Origin of the sequence: Luteimonas sp. TWI382, assembly GCF_039674545.1 — a bacterium.
Lineage (GTDB): Bacteria > Pseudomonadota > Gammaproteobacteria > Xanthomonadales > Xanthomonadaceae > Luteimonas.
Window position 1 is genome coordinate 185,001 of sequence record NZ_JBDJNS010000002.1, and the last position, 17,966, is coordinate 202,966.

Below are 17,966 nucleotides of genomic sequence, written 5' to 3' on the forward strand. Positions count from 1 at the left end.
GGTGTCGGTCCGGAGCCGCATTGTCCCATCGCGTCCCGTGGACCGGAACCCATGCCGATGAACGCTTCCCCGATCGAGCCGCCGCGCGGGCTGTACCTCCTTACACCTGATGAGATCGACACCGCACGGCTGCTGGCGCGGGTCGCCAGCGTGCTGCCGCATGCGACCTGGCTGCAGTACCGCAACAAGCGCGCCGACGCAGCGCTGCGACGGGCGCAGGCCAGCGCATTGCTGGGGCTGTGCCGGGCCACCGGCGTGCCGTTGCTGGTGAACGACGACTGGCGGCTGGCGGCCGAACTCGGCGCCGACGGCGCACATCTGGGCGAGGACGATGGCGCGCTCGTCGAGGCGCGGGCGGCGCTGGGTGCGCAGGCGATCCTCGGCGCGTCCTGCTACGACGACGGCGCACTCGCTGTGCGCGCGGTCGAGTCCGGCGCCAGCTACGTCGCCTTCGGCAGCTTCTATCCCTCGCCCACCAAGCCGGCGGCGCGGCGCGCACGTCCCGCACTGCTGCGCGAGGCGGCCGCGCTGGGTGTGCCGCGGGTGGCGATCGGCGGCATCACCCCGGACAATGCACGCACGCTCGTCGCGGCCGGCGCGGATCTGGTCGCCGTCGTCAGCGGCGTCTTCGATGCGCCGCACCCCGCCGGCGCCGCGCGCGCCTACCGCGCCTGCTTCGGGCTCTGAGCCCGCCCCTCTTTTCTGGAGTCGTCATGGATACCGCCCGTTCGCAAGCTCTGTTCGCCCGCGCCCGCACGCTGCTGCCCGGCGGCGTCAATTCGCCGGTGCGCGCGTTCAAGTCGGTCGGCGGCGAACCGTTCTTCGTGCAGCGCGCCGACGGCCCGTACCTGTTCGACGTCGACGACAATCGCTACATCGACTACGTCGGCTCCTGGGGCCCGATGATCGTCGGCCACAACCACCCCGAGGTGCGGCAGGCAGTCAAGCGCGCGATCGGCGATGGACTGTCGTTCGGCGCGCCGTGCCCCGCCGAGGTGACGATGGCCGAGCGCATCACCGCGCTGGTGCCCTCGTGCGAGATGGTGCGCATGGTCAATTCGGGCACCGAGGCCACGCTGTCGGCGATCCGCCTGGCGCGCGGCGCGACCGGTCGCAGCTGCATCGTGAAGTTCGAAGGCTGCTACCACGGCCACGGCGATTCGTTCCTGGTCAAGGCCGGCAGTGGCGCGCTGACCTTCGGCGTGCCGACCTCGCCGGGCGTGCCCAAGGCGCTGGCCGATCTCACGCTGACCCTGCCCTACAACGACTTCGACGCCGCCACCGAGTTGTTCGCGCGCGCCGGCGACCAGATCGCCGGGCTGATCATCGAACCGGTGGTCGGCAACGCCAACTGCCTGCCGCCGCGCGAGGGCTACCTGCAGCATCTGCGCGCGTTGTGCACGCAGCACGGTGCGCTGCTGATCTTCGACGAGGTGATGACCGGCTTCCGCGTCGCGCTCGGCGGCGCGCAGGCGCGCTACGGGGTGACGCCGGACCTGAGCACGTTCGGCAAGATCATCGGCGGCGGCATGCCGGTGGGTGCCTATGGCGGCCGGCGCGCATTGATGGAACAGATCGCACCGGCCGGCCCGATCTATCAGGCCGGCACCCTGAGCGGCAATCCGGTGGCGATGGCGGCCGGGTTGGCGATGCTCGACCTGATTTCCGAGCCGGGCTTCCACGATGCGCTCGAGGCCGCGACGCACACGCTCTGCGACGGCCTGGAAGCGGCGGCGCGCGAAGCCGGCGTGCCGTTCACGACCACCCGCGTCGGCGCGATGTTCGGGCTGTTCTTCACCGACCAGCCGAGTGTGGACACCTATGCGCAGGCCGTCGCCTGCGACACGGCGGCCTTCAACCGGTTCTTCCAAGCGATGCTCGAACGCGGCGTGTTCCTCGCGCCGTCGGCGTTCGAGGCCGGGTTCCTGTCCTCGGCGCACAATGCCGATGTGATCGGCGCGACCCTCGAAGCCGCTCGCAGCGCATTCCCGATCGTCGGGGCGTCATGAAGCCGGCGGGCGGCCCGGCGCAGACGTCCGATCCGCAGGCCAGCGTGTTCGAACGCGACTTCCTGCCCGGCAGCCCGACGGGGGTTCGCAACCTCTGCTATCGGTTGCTGTTCCACCACGACACGCCCGCCGAACGCAACTTCGATCTCGCCCTGATCGCGACGATCGTGACCAGCGTCGTCGTCGTTCTGCTCGACAGCGAACCGTCGATCAAGGCGCGCTGGCACCAGGCGTTGCTGGTCGCGGAATGGGTGTTCACCGTCCTGTTCACGATCGAGTACGGCCTCCGCCTGTGGGCCGTCCGGCGTCCGTTGCGTTACGCCACGAGCTTTTTCGGCGTCATCGACCTGCTGGCGATCCTGCCCAGCTATCTGTCGCTGCTGGTCGCCGGCAGCCAGTACCTGCTGGTGATTCGGGTCCTGCGGCTGTTGCGCATCTTCCGCGTCCTCAAACTGGTGCAGTACTCGTCCGAGGCTGGGGTGCTGATCGGCGCCCTGGTGCGCAGTCGGCGCAAGATCGCGGTCTTCGTGTGCACGGTGGTGACGATCGTGGTCATCTTCGGCGCGCTGATGTACGTCATCGAAGGCCCGGCGCACGGCTTCACGTCGATCCCGACCGGCATGTACTGGGCGGTCGTGACGATGGGCACCGTCGGCTTCGGCGACATCTCCCCGGGCACGCCGTTCGGCCGTTTCATCACTTCGATCCTGATCCTGATCGGCTACAGCATCATCGCCGTGCCGACCGGCATCTACACCGCCGAACTCGCCAGCACCCTGCGTCCGAAGCGGCGCCACGTCCGCTGCGACGGGTGTGCGCTGACCGACCACGAACAGGGTGCGCTGTATTGCCGGCATTGCGGCCACAGCCTGCCCGCGGACGACGCTTCGCATTGAGCGCGCGGCCCCGACCGGCGCTGGTGCTGTTCGACTTCGACGGCGTGCTTGCGCACTACACGCATGCGACACGCTTGGCCGCGCTGGCACGCGCCGCAGGCTGCTCGGCAGCCCGGGTCGACGCGGCGCTGTTGGATTCGGGTCTGGAGCGGGCCTACGACAGTGGCGCGATCGACACCGCGACCTATCTGCAGCGGCTGGGCGCGGCACTGGGCGGCAGCATCGACGCCAAGACGTGGATCGACGCACGCGTGAGCGCCAGCCGCGTGGATCCCGCGGTCCTGGCGCTTGTGACGTTGGTCGCACAGCGCGTGCCGATCGGCGTGCTCAGCAACAACGGCGCGCTGATGGCCGAGGCGATGCGCCGCATCGTCGCGCCACTGTTCCCGGCGCTCGACGGCCGTGTGCTGTGCAGCGGCGCGCTACAGGCGCGCAAGCCCGAGCGCGCGATCTTCGAGCGGGCGCTCGCGCACTTCGGCGTCGAGGCCCGGCACGCGCTGTTCGTCGACGATCTGTTCGCCAACGTGCGCGGTGCACGCGCCGCCGGGCTGCAGGCCGACACCGTGCACGACGCGCGCTCGCTGCGGCGGGTGCTGCGGCGGCATGGGCTGCCCTAGACAGCCCATACGATGCGATCGGCGCAGCATGCGCCGCCACCCATCACCCCGCCGCGAGATGATCGGCCAGCGCGGCGCGCAGGCGCGCCAGGCCTTCGGCGATGTCGGCGTCGGTGATATTGAGCGCCGGCACGAAGCGCAGCACGTCGGGCCCGGCCTGCAGCAGCAGCAGGCCGTGGTGCGCGGCGCGGTCGAGGATCGCGGCGGCCTGTCCGGCGTGCTCGGGGCGCAGCACGGCGCCGAGCATCAAGCCGCGGCCACGGACCTCGGAGAACAGACCGAACTCGGCATCGAGCGCGGCCAGACCATCGCGCAGCGCGCGCGACTGGCGCGCCACGTTCTCGGCGATCTGCTTGGATGCGAGCTTGCGCAGCGCGACGCGCGCGACTGCGGCGGCCAGTGGGTTGCCACCGAACGTGGTGCCGTGGTCGCCGAACTGCATGGCATCGCTGACCTTCGGCCCGGCCAACAGCGCGCCGATCGGAAAGCCGCCGCCGAGCGCCTTGGCCAGGGTGACGATGTCGGGCGTCGCGCCGTCCTGCTGGAATGCGAACAGCGTGCCGGTGCGTCCCATGCCGCACTGGATCTCGTCGAGCACCAGCAAGGCGTCGTGGCGATCGCACAGCGCGCGCACGGCCGCCAGGTAACCATCGGCAGCGGGCATCACCCCGCCCTCGCCCTGCACCGGCTCGAGCATCACCGCGGCGACGTCGCCACCGGCCATGGCCGCTTCGAGCTGTGCGATGTCGTTGAAGTCCACGTAGCGGAAGCCGCCGGGCAGCGGCTCGTAGCCGGCCTGGTACTTGGGCTGCGCGGTCGCGGTGACCGTGGCCAGGGTGCGACCGTGGAAGCTGCCGCGGCAGGTGACGATCACGCGGCGATCGGGGCTGCGGCCCTGCGCCGCAGCCCACTTGCGCACCAGCTTGATCGCCGCCTCGTTGGCCTCGGCCCCGGAGTTGCACAGGAATGTGCGCGTGGCGAAGCCGCTGGCCTCGACCAGTTCGGCCGCCAGCTGCAGCGGCGGTGCGCTGTAGAACACGTTGCTGGTGTGCCACAGCTTGCCGGCCTGCTCGACCAGTGCTTTGAGGAGGTCGGGATCGTTGTGACCGAGGCCGCACACGGCGATCCCCGCCGACAGGTCCACGTACTCGCGACCGGCGTCGTCCCACAGGCGTGCGCCCTGGCCGCGTTCGAGCACGAGCGCGCGCGGCCGGTACACCGGCAGGACATAACGGGCCAGGGACAGCGGGGCGTCGGTCGCGGTGCTCATGCCGGGGAAATCGCTCGGGGAGTGGAATCGCGCATTCTCGCGCATTCGGGCGCCGACCGGACCGCCGATTCGCGGAATCCACGGGCCGAAGGCGCGTGGACGCGCTTACAGGAACAGGTCGGGCAGCAAGGGCTGGCTCGGATCGAGCGCGTAGTGCGAAAAGTCCTCGACCCCCGCCTCGCGCAGCACCTCGTCGTCGATCAGGAATTGGCCGTGGAAGCCGGCAGCGCGCCGTACCAGGATCGCGTGCGCCGCATCGCCCATGATCGCCGGGCTGCGGCCGTTGCCGCGCTCGACGCCGGGAATCATGTTCAAGGCATCGGTGCCGATCAGAGTGCGCGGCCACAACGCATTGACCGCGACCCCCTGCGGGCCGAACTCGGCCGCCAGGCCCAGCGTGACGAAGCTCATGCCCATCTTGGCCAGCGTGTAGCCGGTGTGCGGCGCCCACCACTTGGGATCGAGCGACGGCGGCGGGCACAGGGTCAGGATGTGCGGTTCGGGGGCGGCAAGCAGATGCGGCAGGCAGGCCTGCGCGCACAGGAAGCTGCCGCGGGCGTTGACCTGCTGCATCAGGTCGAAGCGCTTCATCGGCGTGTCGAGGGTGCCGCGCAGCCAGATCGCGCTGGCGTTGTTGACCAAGATGTCGATCCCGCCGAAGGCGTCGACGGTGGCGGCGACTGCGGCCCGCACTTGGTCCTCGTCGCGAATGTCGCACTTGAGTGCCAGGGCCTGGCCGCCCGCCGCGTTCACCGCGTCGGCCGCGCTGTGGATGGTACCCGGCAGCCTGGGGTTGGGCACCGACGACTTCGCGGCGATCGCGACGTTGGCGCCATCGCGCGCAGCGCGCAGGGCGATCGCCAGACCGATGCCGCGCGAGGCACCGGTGATGAAGAGCGTCTTGCCGGCCAGTGTGGACATGCCAAGTCCCGTCGATGGAGTGGTCGGACGCATTATGCGCGCGCGGCGCTGGCCGCGTTCAGGCGGCGGCGCGATACTGACCGGCCCTTCCGACCCGGGTCCTGTCGATGCGCCGTGCCGCTCTCGCCCTGTTCGCCCTGTCGCTGGCCGCCTGCGGCGGCGCGACGCCTGATGCCGCCGACGGCCCTGCATCGGCCGCACGCCCTGCTGCGCAGCCGGCCTCGGAGGCCGCATCGATGCAGGCGCCCACGGAGCCGGACACGGTCGCAGACGGCGACGATCTGGTGGTGGGGCCGGCGTCGGTCTGGCAGGGCGACCTGTCGGCCTGCCGCACCGGTACGGCAACGATCGACGACTGCATGCTGTCGACCATGCGCGCCGGCGGAGCCTCGCCCGAGGCGCTGGCCGCGACCACCCGCCTGATCGCACTCGGCGACCCTGGCCATGTCAGCGGCTGGCGCTCGATCGACGGTGTGGGCCATGCACAGATCACCTATCCGTTCCGCGCCAACACCAACGAGGGTTTGTGGCTGGTCGATGCCGACGGCCACGCGGTGGATGTGGACGAGGATGTGCTGCCGGACGGCGCGGGGCGCTCGCATCCCGACCTCGGTGCATTCTTCGAGGCGCATCCCGATGCGGTGCCGTTCGCGCCGGCCAAGGCCGCAGGCAGCCAAGCCCTGGCCGACGGCGGCCTGCGCCTGCGTTTCGAGATCCCGATGCGCAGCTGCCATGCCTGCGAGGACCTCGGCACGCTGGCGCTGGGCTACGACTTCGACGCCGACCGCCGGTACATCGGACGTCACCTCTTGGCATTGCGCGGGGCCGACTGACGGTTCTGACGGCCCACGCTCAGCTGTAGGCGCGCACCTGGCGCTGGAGCAGGTGCGGCACGATCAGCCGATGGATCGGTGCGACGGGCTGCATGTACAGATGCCCGAACGCATTGTGGACGTGCACGACCGTGGCCACTTCGAGCATGGCCTCGTCATGCCATTGCACCGCCAACTGGACGCGTAGATGCCGGTCGTCGTCTTCGAGCACGATCGCCGCGTCGCACAGCGCCTGCAGGGTGAAGATGCCGAGGCGCTCGCCCGGCCGCGGCGTGTCGCTCGCCTGCACCGCGCGCAGCGCGCCCAGGTCCTTCATGCCCAACAGCCGCAGGCTGCGATTGCGCACCGCCATCAGGCCATCGAACCAGCCCGGAACGGCGGCGGCGAGGTCGCGATAGGCCTGCAATGCCGTACGGCCGCCACGCATGGTCTGGACCCGGCTGGCATGGCGGAAATCGGCGCCGGGCAACTGCGCGTACAGCGCACTGCGCGCGTCGGGCACACCGGACACCACGCACGGCGTCAAGGCTTGGGGCCTTGGCCTTCGTTGTCTTCCCACTTCAACAGCTTGCGGGTGACCACGCGATAGACCGGCTTGCCGGTGCGGAACCACAGATCGCGCACCCAGGAGCGCCGCCGCAGCAGGCGCTGCTCGACCGGGGTGAGCGCGGCGCGGCAATAGGTGCGCTTGTGTTTGAGCAGGTGACGCAGGTCCTCGCGCGCGAGCAGCCGCATCCAGCGCGAACGCGGCGCGCCGACGACGGCGAGCTGGAAGTCGATGATCGCCGGCCGGCCATCGTCGAGCACCAGCCAGTTCGCCTCCTTGGCCAGGTCGTTGTGCGCCAGGCCGCGCCGATGCAGCGCCTGCAACTGGCGCCGCGCGTGGCGGAAATAGGCCAGATCGCCGTGCGGCGGACGCTGGTACATCGCCGCACCGGCCATGTAGCTGCGGTCGAGCCGCCGCCCGTCCCAGCGCAGCAGCTGGGGCACGTCGGCCATGCCGCGCACGCGGGCCAGCCCGCGCGCCTCGCGGCGCGCCAGCCACCAGGCCGGCAGCCGCAGCCACAGCGGCACGTGGCGCAGGTCCCGGCGCACGAACAGGCCGCCGTCGGCACCGCGCATCAGCGCGATGCGGCCGAAGCTGTCGGACTTGAGCGCGCGTACCTCGGTGGCGGAGTCGACGGGCGATGACATGGCCGCATTGTACGGATCGGGCCGGGGGTTAACGTCGGCCGACGCAGGGGTGGGGACAAGGCGGGCCGAGCGCGATGCCCTGCCATAATGGCGCGATGCTCAGCGACTTCTTCAACAGCCTCATCGGGTGGGTCGGCGACCACCCGGTCGCGGCCGGCATCGTGATCTTCCTGATCGCCTTCTGCGACTCGGTCATCGTGCTCGGCGCCATCGTGCCGGCGCTGCCCCTGCTGTTCGCGATCGGCGTGCTGATCGGCCTGGGCGAGATCTCCGGCCCGTATGCGGTCGCCTGCGCCGCGCTCGGCGCACTGGCCGGCGACGGGCTGAGCTACTGGGTCGGCCGCCGCTGGGGCCACGGGCTGCGGACGGTGTGGCCGTTCCACAAGTTTCCGCAGCTGCTCGATCGCGGCGAGACCCTGTTCCGCCGCAACGCCATCAAGAGCATCCTGATCGCGCGCTACGTCGGCGCCATCCGGCCGTTCGTGCCCGCGATCGCCGGCATCGCGAAGATGCCGTTGCGGCGCTACCTGCCGGTCAGCGGCGTGGCCTGCCTGTCGTGGGGCGCGCTGTTCCTGGCGCCGGGCTGGCTGTTCGGCGCATCCTATGATGCGGTCGCCGCGGTCGCCGACCGGCTGGCGATCGTGCTCGGTGCGCTGGTCGCGGTGCTGGCGCTGGCCTGGGCGATCGTGCTCTACACCTATCGCTGGTTCGACGCGCACGCCAACAGCCTGCTCGCGCGCTTGCTCGGCTGGACGCGTCACCATCCACGGCTGGGTCGCTACGCAGCGGCGCTGGTCGATCCGCGGCGCCCGGAATCGGCTTCGCTGGCGATCCTGGCGGTCTGCCTGCTGGCGATCGGCTGGGCCTGGTTCGCCTTGCTCGCAACGGTGATCATGCGCGGCGAGCCGCTGCTGCTCGACCAGACCGTGTTCCAGTTCATGTACGAACTGCGCAACCCGCTGGCGGACCGGCTGATGGCCGGCCTGGCCTCGATCGGCGATGTGCATGTGCTCGGTCCGGCGGTCGCATTGACGCTCGGCTGGTTGATCTGGCGGCGCCGCTGGCTGGGCGCGGCGCATTGGCTGGCGGCGCTGGCCTTCGGCATGGCGCTGACCGCGCTGCTGGGCGCGGTGATCGACATGCCCAGGCCGCCGACCGCGCACGGTGGCTTCGGCTTCCCGGCGGTCGAGATCACGATGGCGACGATCGTCTTCGGCTTCTTTGCGGTGCTGATCGCACGCGAGCTGCCCGGTCGCTCGCGGGTCTGGCCGTACCTGGTGTCGGGCGCGGTGGTCGCGGTGCTGGGCTTTGCGCGGCTGTACCTGGGCGCGCACTGGCTCAGCGACATCGTCGGCGGCATGTTGCTGGGCATCGTCTGGCTGCTGGTGCTGGGCATCGCCTATCGCCGCCATGTGGACCGCTCGTTCTGGATGCGGCCGGTGGCGACGATCTTCTATGTCACCTTCGCGCTGGCCGCGCTGTGGCATGCGCCGCGCGCGGTCGATCCGTTGCTGGCGCGTTTCGTCGCATCCCCCCCGGCGTGGACCATGACGGTCGGGGACTGGTGGGCACGCGACTGGGCGCAGTTGCCCGGCCAGTTGCGCGAGCGCGACCCGGCCCATCGCTGGCCGCTGGACCTGCAGGTCGCCGGCCCGCTGTCGCCGCTGCAGGCCCGGCTCCAGGCGCAGGGCTGGGAGGTTCAGCCGCAGGCCGACTGGATGCAGGTGCTCAATCTGCTCGACGACGATGTGCCATCTGCCAACAAGCCGGTGCTGCCGGCCACGCTCGATACCAATGCCGAATCGCTGTTGATGCGTCGGGTGACCGACGAATCCCGGATCGAGGTCCTGCGGCTGTGGCGCGCCCCGGTGCAGCTCGACGATGCGCAGCCGCTGTGGCTGGGCACCAGCCAGTCGATGCTGCTGACCCGACCGCTCGGCCTATTCAGCCTATGGCAGCCGCAGCCCGATGCGCACGGCGTGCATCTGGGCTTGCGCGACGTGCTGACGGGGTTCGAATGGCGCGAGGACGTGCATCCGCAATCGGGCGTACCGACCTTGCGGCTGCGCATCGCCGGCGACGGCTCAGTCGTCGACCAGCCGCAGTAGGCTCTCCAGGCGCACGTCCGGATCGTCCTGCTGCAGCAGCTGCTGGCGCTGGGAGGCGGCCAGCGGCAGCAGTTCGGCCAACCGCCAACCGACCCACGCCGCATCGTCGAACCTGGGTTCGGGGAACGCGCGGTCGGCGCCGTCGATGCGTTCGAGGATCTTGCGCAGCACCACGCCCAGCAGGGCGTGCTCGGGCTGCAGGTCGATCGCCGGATCGGGTGCGCACCAGTCGACATCGGCAACCACCAGCCCGTTGTCGCGGACGCGGGTACGCTCGACGCGAAAGCGTCGTGCGCCGCGCACACGCAGCCGCAGCAAGCCATCGGCGCCGGTGTCGAAATCCTCGATCAACGCTTCGGTGCCGACGCCGGCCGGCGTTGCCGGCCCGCCGACCTCGCCGCCCTCGAGGATCAGGCAGATCCCGAAGCTGCTGCCCCGACGACCGCATTCGCGGAGCATGTCGAGATAGCGCGACTCGAACACGCGCAGCGCCAGCGACGCGCCGGGCAGCAGCACGGCGTCGAGCGGAAACAGCGGCAGCGAAGCGGATGTCGTCATACCGGCCATCGTAGTGGCTGCACGCCGGGATCGTCATCCCACACACACCGACCCCGGATGCGAAGCGCCACACGCCGACACGTTTTGGCGCCGGCGTGCGGGCAGCCTCGCTCGCCGATCAGAAGCTGTACTTGATGTGCGTGTGCACGCGCTGCAGATCGCCTTCCAGGCCGTTCTCCAGACGACGATCGGCCCAGCTCAATTCGCCGCCGACGTCGAGGTTGCGCGCAGGCGAATAGATCATGTTCACGCGCAACGACTGCGCACGCTCGGTGACGCTGCCGCCGGTCAACAGCGGGTCGTTGTCGAGCGAGGCGAGCGAGTAGATGACATTGCCGCGCAACTTGGGCGAGAACGCGTGCCGCCACGCGGCAAAACCGCCGTAGCCGCGTTGGCTGTGCAGGCGGCCGTCGGCGTCGAGCACGGTGTCGCTGCCAAGCGCGAAGCCGAGATACCGGCCGATGCCGTCGCCGCCGCTGACCATGTAGCGGAGATCGTCGTTGGCGCCGAGGTTGAACCGGCCCGAGACGCTGAGCGCCGCGCCCGACGCGCTGGCATCGCCGCTGCGGAAGCGACGCGCCAGGCCGGCGACGGTGAAGTGGCCCCAGTCGCCGCGGGTGATCCAGCGCGCGGTGACGTCGGGCAGCCGGTCGTCACCGCTGTTGAAGCGCGCGGCACGCGACAGGTACGGGGTCACCGTGGTCTGCGGATTCTCCACCGAGACCGACCACGGGCCGCGCGTGTAGCGCAGCTGCGCCTGGCGGTTGAAGACGGTGCCTTCGGACGGCCCGGTGAAGTCGACCGCATCGGGCAGCGCCGCGACATCCTGGAAATTCGACCATGTCTGGCCGGCGAGCCAGCCGTTGTAGCTGACGTAGGCCTGGCGCAGGGTCAGCGCATAGGTGTTGGTGATCACCTCGTTGCCGGCCAGCGCGTTGCTGCCGCCGCCATACATGTCGGCCTCGATGTAGGCCTTGATCGTCTTGCCGGTGTCGGTGACGGTGTCGGCGCCCAGCCAGAAGCGCGAGAACTGTGCGTGCACATCGCTGTAGGTGCTGCTCTGGCCCTGGCCGTCGGCCGCGACGGGGGTCGCGCCGGGGAAGTAGAACAGCCGACCGGGCGAGCCGTCGGCGATCTGCCCGTCGCTGGTGCGCGTGGTCATCGCATCGAACTTGATGAAGCCGCCGAACGAGAACGTGGTGCCGGGCGCTGCGCCGGGCATCATCGGGTTGCGGGCGGGCGCCGCGCTGCCCGCAGCTGCCGCCGCCGGAGCGGTGGCCGCGGTCGCAGTCGTCGGCACCGCCGCGGTCGTGGCCGTCGGCGTCGCGGTGCCGCGATGACTGTCGAGCAGCGCGCGCAGTTCGCGCATCTCGCGCTCCATCTGGCCCAGTCGCGCCTCGACCGCGGCGACGTCGACGTCCTGCGCCGATACCGGCGCAATGCAGGCGGCCGCGACGGCCAGGGCGATCGGCGACAGCCATCGCTTCGCGTTGGATCTGGACATGTGGTTCCCCTCTCCCAAGCAGCGGCCCGCCCCGGGCTGGAGCGGCGACCGAAAGCAGCGGCGCCGGCGCGGCGGCCGGCCCGGCGGCTCAGACGAAGCGCAGGCCCGTCGAGCCGAGTCCGTCGACGCGGACCTGGACGTTGTCGCCCGCCTCGACGGCAACGGCGGCGGTGATCGCACCCGAGAGCACGACACTGCCGGCCGGCAGCGACTGGCCACGGGCGTGCAGCATGTCGACCAGCATCGCGACCGCGAGCGCGGGATTGCCCAGCACCGCGGCGCCAGCGCCGACCTCGACGACCTGGCCGTTCTTCTCCAGCACCACACCCGTGGTCTCCAGGTCGATGCCCTGCGGCGCGGTCGGACGCGAGCCGATCACGTAGCGCGCGGCCGAGGTGTTGTCGGCGATCACGCTGGGCAGGTCGAAGCGGAAGTTCTCGTAGCGCGAGTCGATGACCTCGATCGCCGGCAGCAGGCACAGCGTCGCCGCCATGACCTGTTCGGGCGTGCAGCCCGGCCCCTGCAATGCATCGCGCATCACGAAGGCGATCTCGGCCTCGACCTTGGGATGGATCAGCTTTGCGGCCTCGATCTCGGCGCCGTCGTCGACCGCGTTGTCGCTGCCCAGAAAACCGTAGATCGGCGTCTCGACGCCCATCTGCTGCATCTTGGCGTACGAGGTCAGTCCCATCTTCATGCCGACGCAGCGCACACCGCGCGCCTGCTTGTGCGCGCGCAGCGCATCCTGGATGCGGTAGGCGTCCTCGATCGACAGCTCGGGATGCGCATCGGTGATCTTGACCGTGTCGCGCACGTCGCGCTCGGCGTCGTGCAGCAGGGTCGCCAATTGGGCGACCGTCTCCGGTGACAGGCTCATGCCGTGGCCTCCTCGCGGGCGCCGGCACGGTCGCGCACGCGCACCATGTCGAGCGCGACGTCGACGATCATGTCTTCCTGGCCGCCGACCATGCGCCGCTTGCCCAGCTCGACCAGGATGTCGACCGCGCTGAGGCCGAAGCGCTCGGCCGCGGCTTCCGCGTGGCGCAGGAAGCTCGAATACACGCCGGCATAGCCCAGCGCCAGGGTTTCGCGATCGACGCGCACCGGACGCTCCTGCAGCGGGCGCACGATGTCGTCGGCGGCGTCCATCAGCCTGCGCAGGTCGCAACCGTGCTGCCAGCCCAGCCGCGAGGCCGCGGCGATGAACACTTCGAGCGGGGCATTGCCGGCGCCTGCGCCCATGCCCGCCAGACTGGCGTCGATGCGGTCGCAGCCTTCCTCGACCGCGACGATCGAGTTGGCCACACCGAGCGACAGGTTGTGGTGGGCGTGGATGCCGGTCTGGGTGCGCGCATCGAGCACGTCCTTGAACGCGCGGAAGCGCGCGCGCACATCCTGCATGCCCAGCGCCCCGCCCGAGTCGACGACGTACACGCACGAGGCGCCGTAGCTTTCCATCTTCTTCGCCTCGCCGGCGAGCGCGGCCGGTTCGGCCATGTGGCTCATCATCAAGAAGCCCACCGCATCCATGCCCAGCGCATTGGCCGCCTCGATGTGCTGGCGCGAGACGTCGGCCTCGGTGCAATGGGTGGCCACGCGGACCACGCGGGCGCCGGCGGCGTGGGCGTTCTTCAGGTCGTGGACCGTGCCGATGCCCGGCAGCAGCAGGGTCGCGACCTTCGCGTGCTGCACCGTCTCGGCGACCGCCGCGATCCATTCGACGTCGCTGTGCGCGCCGAAGCCGTAGTTGAACGACGCCCCCTGCAAGCCGTCGCCGTGCGCGACCTCGATCGAATCCACGCCCGCGGCATCGAGCGCGCCGGCGATCCGGCGCACCTGATCCAGCGTGTACTGGTGGCGCACCGCATGCGAGCCGTCGCGCAGGGTGACGTCGGAAATGGTGAGCTTGCGGTCGTTCATCGGGTCGGCTCCGGCTGCGCGGCTGCCAGGCGCGCGGCGATGCGCTCGCCGGTGGCCAGGGCCGCGGAGGTCATGATGTCGAGATTGCCGGCGTAGGCCGGCAGGTAATGCGCGGCGCCCTCGACCTCGAGGAACACTGAGGTCTTCAGGCCCGTCGTCGGGCCGATCCCGGGCACATTGCAGGGCCGCTCGATACGTTCGAACTGCACGGCCTGCTTGAGCCGATAGCCGGGCACGTGGCGCGCCACGTCGGCGACCATCGCCTCGATCGCTGCGGCGATGGTCGCCGTGTCGGCCTCGTCGGACAGCACGTAGACCGTATCGCGCATCAGCAACGGCGGCTCGGCCGGATTGAGCACGATGATCGCCTTGCCCTTGCGCGCCCCGCCCACCGCCTCGATCGCACGCGACGTGGTCTCGGTGAACTCGTCGATGTTGGCGCGCGTGCCCGGCCCTGCGGAGCGGCTGGAGATCGAGGCGACGATCTCGGCGTAGTGCACCGGTGCGACGCTGGCGACGGCCGCAACGATCGGAATCGTCGCCTGTCCCCCGCAGGTGACCATGTTGACGTTCGGCGCGTCGATATGCGCCTCGAGGTTGACGGTCGGCACGCAGTAGGGACCGATCGCGGCGGGCGTGAGGTCGACCACGCGGATGTCCGGGCGCGCCTGGCGCAGCACGGCGTCATTGCGCACATGCGCGCCGGCGGACGTGGCGTCGAACACCACCTGCACGTCGTCGAACAACGGCGAGGCGACCAGCCCCTCGACGCCCGCATCGCAGGTCTGCACGCCCATCGCACGCGCGCGCGCCAGCCCGTCGGAGGCCGGATCGATGCCGACCAGCGGGCCCATGGCCAGGTGCTGGCCGTGGCGCAGGATCTTGATCATCAGATCGGTGCCGATGTTGCCGGGACCGATCACGGCTGCCTTGACGGGCATGGGGACTCCTCGAAACGTGGAAGCGGGCGTGGGGAAGTGCGGACGCGGCGTGCGTCGGTCAGTCGAAATGCAGGTCGAGGGCGCCAAGGCCGCCGACCCGCAGGCGCAGGTGATCGCCGCGCACGACCGGGGTCAGCGGGACCAGGGCGCCGGAGAGCACGGTGTCGCCGGCACGCAGGCCATCGCCCAGGCGCCCGAGCTGGTTGGCCAGCCAGACCACGCAATTGAGCGGTGAACCCAGCGCTGCGGCGCCGGCGCCGGTGGACAGCAGTGCGCCGTTCTTCTCGAGCACCATGCCGCAGGTGCCCAGGTCCAGGGCCTGCGGCGAGACCCGCGTGCGCGAGGTGACGAACGCGGCCGCGGACGCGTTGTCGGCGACCGTATCGAGGATGCCGATCTTCCAGTCGCGGATGCGCGAGTCGACGATCTCGAAGCATGCCGATACCGATTCGGTCGCCAGCAGCACGTCGTGCAGGCCGATCCCGGGCCCGGCCAGGTCGCGCTTGAGATGGAACGCGATCTCGCCCTCGGCACGCGGCGCGATCATCCCGGCCACCGCGACCGCACCACGGTCGGAATGCTCCATGCGATCGGTCAGCACGCCGAAATCGGGCTGGTCGACACCGAGCATGCGCTGCACGGCGACGCTGGTCAGGCCGATCTTGCGACCGACCACGCGTTCGCCCTCGGCGACGCGCCGGGCGATGCCGGCCTGTGCGATCGCGTAAGCGCCGGCCAGGTCCAGGCCATCGACGCGTCCGGTCAGCGGCGCGATCGGCGCGGCGTCGCGCAACGCGGCGTGCAGGGCATCGGCGTGCACGGTCGAATCGACGCTCATGCCGCGCCCCCGGCGGGCGTCGGCGGATCGCTCTTGAGCGTGGTGCCGACAGCGAAGCGGTTGGCCGGCACTTCGGTGACCATCACGCGGATCGAGGCGAGCGGCGCGTCCAGCGTCTCGCTGGCCACGCGCGCGACCTCGCGGATGCAGCGCTCCACGCGGGCGGTGTCCCGGCCTTCGACCAGGGTGATCTGGATGATGGGCATGGTGTCTCCTTGGGGGATGGATCAGGCGAGCTCGCGGCCCTTGGTCTCGGGCAGGAACAGCCAGACGATCAGACCGGCCAGCGCGAAGAACGCCGCGGTCGTCACCAGGCCGCTGCCGACGCCGTAGCGCGTGGAGATGAAGCCGATCAGGAACGGTGCGATCGCCGCGATCGCGCGGCCGCCGTTGTAGACGAAGCCCTGCGCGGTGGCGCGGATCGAGGTCGGGAACAGTTCGGCGAACGTCGGCGCAAAGCCGCTGTAGAAACCGGTGCCGAAGTACGCGACCACGATGCCGAACACCATCAGCATGTCGGGCGAGCGGATCGTCGCGAACACCGGCACCACGACTGCCGAGGCCAGGAAGAACAGCAGGAAGGCCTTCTTGCGGCCAATGCGGTCGGCGAAGTAACCGAAGGTGATGAAGCCGGCGGCCGCACCGACCTGCATGATCACGATCCAGATCGTCGACTTCACCAGGTCCAGCCCCGGGCCGCCGTCGGCCACCGGGGTCGCGAGGTAGGTCGGGATCCAGGTGAACAGGCCCCAGTAGCCGCACATCGCCGCGGTGGTGAAGGCCAGGCCGATCCAGGTGTTGCGGGCGAACGGCCCGCCGAACAACTCGCGCACGGTCTCGCCGAAGCCCAGCCGCCGGGTCTGGTTGCGCCAGATCTCCGGCTCCTCGACATGGCGACGCACATAGAACGCCAGCAGCGCGGGCAGCAGGCCGACCGCGAACACCCAGCGCCAGCCACCGACCGGGATCACCAGCGCGGCGACCACCGCGGCGGCGGCGTAGCCGGCCGCGAACGCGCTCTGCACCCAGGCCATGACCTTGCCGCGATGCTTCGCAGGCCAGGTCTCGCTGACCAGCGCCGAGCCCGCCGACCATTCGCCGCCGACCCCGAGGCCGACGATGATCCGGAACAGCATCAGTTGCCCGAGGGTGTCGGCCAGACCGCACAGGGCGGTGCCGATCGAGTAGCAGATGATGCTGAGCATCATCGAACGTGCCCGGCCCAGCCGGTCGGCGAGGAAGCCGAAGACCAGGCCGCCGGCGGCGGTGGCCATCAACGTCGCCGACATCACCAGGCCGGCCGACGACTTGTCCATGCCCAGGTCGACGATCACGTACTTGATGACCATCGCGAACAGCATGAGATCCATGATGTCGAGCATCCAGCCCAGATAGGCCGAGTTGAACGCGCGCCATTGCTGCTTGCTCGCGCCCTTCCACCAGCGCTCGCCGGTCCCCTGCCCCGCACCTGCTGTGTTCTGCGCCATTGCACGCCCTCCCGAGGCGATTCTTGAGGGGGGTGTGCCCCCGGCCGTTTGTATCGTTGCTCGATACCCAGGTATCACTATACGATAAGTCTCGACTGAAGAGTCAAGACCGTATTTTTGTATCGATCACCGAAACAAGGAACTGCCATGTCCAGCCTGATGCTGCGCCTGTTCGAAGACGAACTGCCTGCCCACTGCCCGCCGGTTTATCTGCCGTCCGCCCCGCGCGCGCTGTACCTGGCGCAGGGCGAGGCCACGGTGGAGGACGCCGTGTCGGGCACGTTGCTTTTGCAGGGGGCGGCGTGGGTCGGCGACGACGCGCTGACGCTCAACACCGGTGCCGCGCCGGTCCGCATCTGGCGCTGGGAACTGTCGACCGCCTCGGTCGCGCCGGGCCTGCCCTCGGCGCCGGCCACCCGCACGGTGCTCAAGCTCGAAGCGCCTGTTGAACTCGACCCCGGGTTCGACTGGCTGATGCGCTGCGACGAGGTGGGCTTCCCGCCTGGCGGGGTCGCGCTGACCCATGTGCACCAGGGCCCGGGCATCCGGATCTGCGCCGAGGGCGAAATCGGGATCGAGACTCAGGGCCGGGCGCAGCGCCACGGCCCTGGCCAGGCGTGGTTCGAGCTGGGCCCCGCCCCGGTGCTGGCACCGACCACCGAGCGCGAACCCACGCGCTTCGTGCGCTGCTTCCTGCTGCCGCGCCAGCTCAAGGGCCGCAGCTCGATCCGCTACGTACGCCAGGAAGACGCCGACGCACCCAAGGTGCAGACCTATCGGGTTTTCGCGGAGCGATACATCCGTCTACCTCAGTGACATCGCCTCGGGGTACCCTGATGGGCGCGGCCTTGCCGCGTTCATCGGCTTCAC

General features: G+C 70.3%; 19 protein-coding genes. 7 read left to right on the top strand and 12 right to left on the bottom strand.

Annotated features, from left to right (window positions below; translation table 11 throughout):
- The first annotated feature begins 57 nt into the window (after positions 1 to 57).
- Genes thiE through ABE505_RS02260 form a run of 4 tightly spaced genes read left to right on the top strand, consistent with a single transcriptional unit; the run spans position 58 to position 3,522 of the window.
- The gene (thiE, locus tag ABE505_RS02245; protein WP_346441788.1) at positions 58 to 687 is read left to right on the top strand and encodes a thiamine phosphate synthase; all 630 of its coding nucleotides are present in this window, start codon (positions 58 to 60) and stop codon (positions 685 to 687) included.
- A 26-nt stretch (positions 688 to 713) separates the two neighbouring features.
- Complete coding sequence (gene hemL / locus ABE505_RS02250; RefSeq protein ID WP_346441789.1) at positions 714 to 2,009, top strand: glutamate-1-semialdehyde 2,1-aminomutase; 1,296 nt, start codon at positions 714 to 716, stop codon at positions 2,007 to 2,009.
- A complete protein-coding gene (locus ABE505_RS02255) occupies positions 2,006 to 2,905 on the top strand; it encodes an ion transporter (RefSeq protein ID WP_346441791.1) in 900 nt (299 codons plus the stop codon). The genes hemL and ABE505_RS02255 overlap by 4 nt, the downstream gene beginning before the upstream one ends.
- A complete protein-coding gene (locus ABE505_RS02260; RefSeq protein ID WP_346441792.1) occupies positions 2,902 to 3,522 on the top strand; it encodes an HAD-IA family hydrolase in 621 nt (206 codons plus the stop codon). The genes ABE505_RS02255 and ABE505_RS02260 overlap by 4 nt, the downstream gene beginning before the upstream one ends.
- A 43-nt stretch (positions 3,523 to 3,565) precedes the next feature.
- On the opposite strand, the gene ABE505_RS02265 is transcribed toward ABE505_RS02260, so the two are convergent.
- On the bottom strand, positions 3,566 to 4,792 hold the full coding sequence (locus tag ABE505_RS02265) for an acetylornithine transaminase (protein ID WP_346441793.1): 1,227 nt from the start codon (positions 4,790 to 4,792) through the stop codon (positions 3,566 to 3,568).
- A 105-nt stretch (positions 4,793 to 4,897) separates the two neighbouring features.
- A complete protein-coding gene (locus tag ABE505_RS02270; protein ID WP_346441794.1) occupies positions 4,898 to 5,713 on the bottom strand; it encodes an NAD(P)-dependent oxidoreductase in 816 nt (271 codons plus the stop codon).
- Between the two features lie 107 nt (positions 5,714 to 5,820).
- Here ABE505_RS02270 and ABE505_RS02275 point away from each other — a divergent pair, with 107 nt between their 5' ends.
- Positions 5,821 to 6,546 (top strand): hypothetical protein, encoded by a 726-nt coding sequence (locus tag ABE505_RS02275; protein ID WP_346441795.1) that lies wholly within the window; start codon positions 5,821 to 5,823, stop codon positions 6,544 to 6,546.
- A gap of 19 nt (positions 6,547 to 6,565) precedes the next feature.
- Here the strand turns inward: ABE505_RS02275 and ABE505_RS02280 are convergent, their stop codons facing one another.
- Together ABE505_RS02280 and ABE505_RS02285 are read right to left on the bottom strand one after the other, a co-directional pair.
- Positions 6,566 to 7,072 (bottom strand): DUF2867 domain-containing protein, encoded by a 507-nt coding sequence (locus ABE505_RS02280; protein ID WP_346441796.1) that lies wholly within the window; start codon positions 7,070 to 7,072, stop codon positions 6,566 to 6,568.
- Positions 7,069 to 7,740 (bottom strand): serine/threonine protein kinase, encoded by a 672-nt coding sequence (locus ABE505_RS02285; protein WP_346441797.1) that lies wholly within the window; start codon positions 7,738 to 7,740, stop codon positions 7,069 to 7,071. The genes ABE505_RS02280 and ABE505_RS02285 overlap by 4 nt, the downstream gene beginning before the upstream one ends.
- A gap of 95 nt (positions 7,741 to 7,835) precedes the next feature.
- Between ABE505_RS02285 and ABE505_RS02290 the strand changes: the two genes are divergently transcribed.
- Positions 7,836 to 9,848 carry a bifunctional DedA family/phosphatase PAP2 family protein gene (locus ABE505_RS02290; protein WP_346441798.1) on the top strand — a complete coding sequence of 671 codons (2,013 nt, stop codon included), beginning with the start codon at positions 7,836 to 7,838 and terminating at the stop codon, positions 9,846 to 9,848.
- Here ABE505_RS02290 and ABE505_RS02295 read toward each other — a convergent pair.
- From ABE505_RS02295 to ABE505_RS02330, 8 genes are all read right to left on the bottom strand, one after another.
- The gene (locus ABE505_RS02295; protein WP_346441799.1) at positions 9,825 to 10,415 is read right to left on the bottom strand and encodes an LON peptidase substrate-binding domain-containing protein; all 591 of its coding nucleotides are present in this window, start codon (positions 10,413 to 10,415) and stop codon (positions 9,825 to 9,827) included. The genes ABE505_RS02290 and ABE505_RS02295 overlap by 24 nt on opposite strands.
- A gap of 109 nt (positions 10,416 to 10,524) precedes the next feature.
- The gene (locus ABE505_RS02300; RefSeq protein ID WP_346441800.1) at positions 10,525 to 11,910 is read right to left on the bottom strand and encodes a DcaP family trimeric outer membrane transporter; all 1,386 of its coding nucleotides are present in this window, start codon (positions 11,908 to 11,910) and stop codon (positions 10,525 to 10,527) included.
- 88 nt (positions 11,911 to 11,998) lie between these two features.
- Positions 11,999 to 12,787: a 2-oxo-3-hexenedioate decarboxylase gene (dmpH, locus tag ABE505_RS02305; protein ID WP_337243295.1), complete on the bottom strand. Its 789-nt coding sequence runs from the start codon at positions 12,785 to 12,787 to the stop codon at positions 11,999 to 12,001.
- On the bottom strand, positions 12,784 to 13,830 hold the full coding sequence (dmpG, locus tag ABE505_RS02310; protein ID WP_346441801.1) for a 4-hydroxy-2-oxovalerate aldolase: 1,047 nt from the start codon (positions 13,828 to 13,830) through the stop codon (positions 12,784 to 12,786). The genes dmpH and dmpG overlap by 4 nt, the downstream gene beginning before the upstream one ends.
- The gene (locus ABE505_RS02315; protein ID WP_346441802.1) at positions 13,827 to 14,771 is read right to left on the bottom strand and encodes an acetaldehyde dehydrogenase (acetylating); all 945 of its coding nucleotides are present in this window, start codon (positions 14,769 to 14,771) and stop codon (positions 13,827 to 13,829) included. The genes dmpG and ABE505_RS02315 overlap by 4 nt, the downstream gene beginning before the upstream one ends.
- A 58-nt stretch (positions 14,772 to 14,829) precedes the next feature.
- Positions 14,830 to 15,609 carry a fumarylacetoacetate hydrolase family protein gene (locus ABE505_RS02320; RefSeq protein WP_346441803.1) on the bottom strand — a complete coding sequence of 260 codons (780 nt, stop codon included), beginning with the start codon at positions 15,607 to 15,609 and terminating at the stop codon, positions 14,830 to 14,832.
- The gene (locus tag ABE505_RS02325) at positions 15,606 to 15,815 is read right to left on the bottom strand and encodes a tautomerase family protein (RefSeq protein WP_337243299.1); all 210 of its coding nucleotides are present in this window, start codon (positions 15,813 to 15,815) and stop codon (positions 15,606 to 15,608) included. The genes ABE505_RS02320 and ABE505_RS02325 overlap by 4 nt, the downstream gene beginning before the upstream one ends.
- 21 nt (positions 15,816 to 15,836) lie before the next feature.
- Positions 15,837 to 17,096: an MFS transporter gene (locus ABE505_RS02330; protein ID WP_346441804.1), complete on the bottom strand. Its 1,260-nt coding sequence runs from the start codon at positions 17,094 to 17,096 to the stop codon at positions 15,837 to 15,839.
- Positions 17,097 to 17,243: 147 nt separating this feature from the next.
- On the opposite strand from ABE505_RS02330, the gene ABE505_RS02335 reads away from it, so the two are divergent.
- The gene (locus tag ABE505_RS02335) at positions 17,244 to 17,912 is read left to right on the top strand and encodes a hypothetical protein (protein ID WP_346441805.1); all 669 of its coding nucleotides are present in this window, start codon (positions 17,244 to 17,246) and stop codon (positions 17,910 to 17,912) included.
- The last annotated feature ends 54 nt before the right edge of the window (positions 17,913 to 17,966 follow it).

Excerpts from the sequence above, each read along its gene's own strand:
- thiE (WP_346441788.1), top strand. The coding sequence starts at position 58 with ATGAACGCTTCCCCGATCGAGCCGCCGCGCGGGCTGTACCTCCTTACA.
- hemL (WP_346441789.1), top strand. The coding sequence starts at position 714 with ATGGATACCGCCCGTTCGCAAGCTCTGTTCGCCCGCGCCCGCACGCTG.
- ABE505_RS02255 (WP_346441791.1), top strand. The coding sequence starts at position 2,006 with ATGAAGCCGGCGGGCGGCCCGGCGCAGACGTCCGATCCGCAGGCCAGC.
- ABE505_RS02265 (WP_346441793.1), bottom strand. The coding sequence starts at position 4,792 with ATGAGCACCGCGACCGACGCCCCGCTGTCCCTGGCCCGTTATGTCCTG.
- ABE505_RS02270 (WP_346441794.1), bottom strand. The coding sequence starts at position 5,713 with ATGTCCACACTGGCCGGCAAGACGCTCTTCATCACCGGTGCCTCGCGC.
- ABE505_RS02275 (WP_346441795.1), top strand. The coding sequence starts at position 5,821 with ATGCGCCGTGCCGCTCTCGCCCTGTTCGCCCTGTCGCTGGCCGCCTGC.
- ABE505_RS02285 (WP_346441797.1), bottom strand. The coding sequence starts at position 7,740 with ATGTCATCGCCCGTCGACTCCGCCACCGAGGTACGCGCGCTCAAGTCC.
- ABE505_RS02290 (WP_346441798.1), top strand. The coding sequence starts at position 7,836 with ATGCTCAGCGACTTCTTCAACAGCCTCATCGGGTGGGTCGGCGACCAC.
- ABE505_RS02295 (WP_346441799.1), bottom strand. The coding sequence starts at position 10,415 with ATGGCCGGTATGACGACATCCGCTTCGCTGCCGCTGTTTCCGCTCGAC.
- ABE505_RS02300 (WP_346441800.1), bottom strand. The coding sequence starts at position 11,910 with ATGTCCAGATCCAACGCGAAGCGATGGCTGTCGCCGATCGCCCTGGCC.
- dmpH (WP_337243295.1), bottom strand. The coding sequence starts at position 12,787 with ATGAGCCTGTCACCGGAGACGGTCGCCCAATTGGCGACCCTGCTGCAC.
- dmpG (WP_346441801.1), bottom strand. The coding sequence starts at position 13,830 with ATGAACGACCGCAAGCTCACCATTTCCGACGTCACCCTGCGCGACGGC.
- ABE505_RS02315 (WP_346441802.1), bottom strand. The coding sequence starts at position 14,771 with ATGCCCGTCAAGGCAGCCGTGATCGGTCCCGGCAACATCGGCACCGAT.
- ABE505_RS02320 (WP_346441803.1), bottom strand. The coding sequence starts at position 15,609 with ATGAGCGTCGATTCGACCGTGCACGCCGATGCCCTGCACGCCGCGTTG.
- ABE505_RS02325 (WP_337243299.1), bottom strand. The coding sequence starts at position 15,815 with ATGCCCATCATCCAGATCACCCTGGTCGAAGGCCGGGACACCGCCCGC.
- ABE505_RS02330 (WP_346441804.1), bottom strand. The coding sequence starts at position 17,096 with ATGGCGCAGAACACAGCAGGTGCGGGGCAGGGGACCGGCGAGCGCTGG.
- ABE505_RS02335 (WP_346441805.1), top strand. The coding sequence starts at position 17,244 with ATGTCCAGCCTGATGCTGCGCCTGTTCGAAGACGAACTGCCTGCCCAC.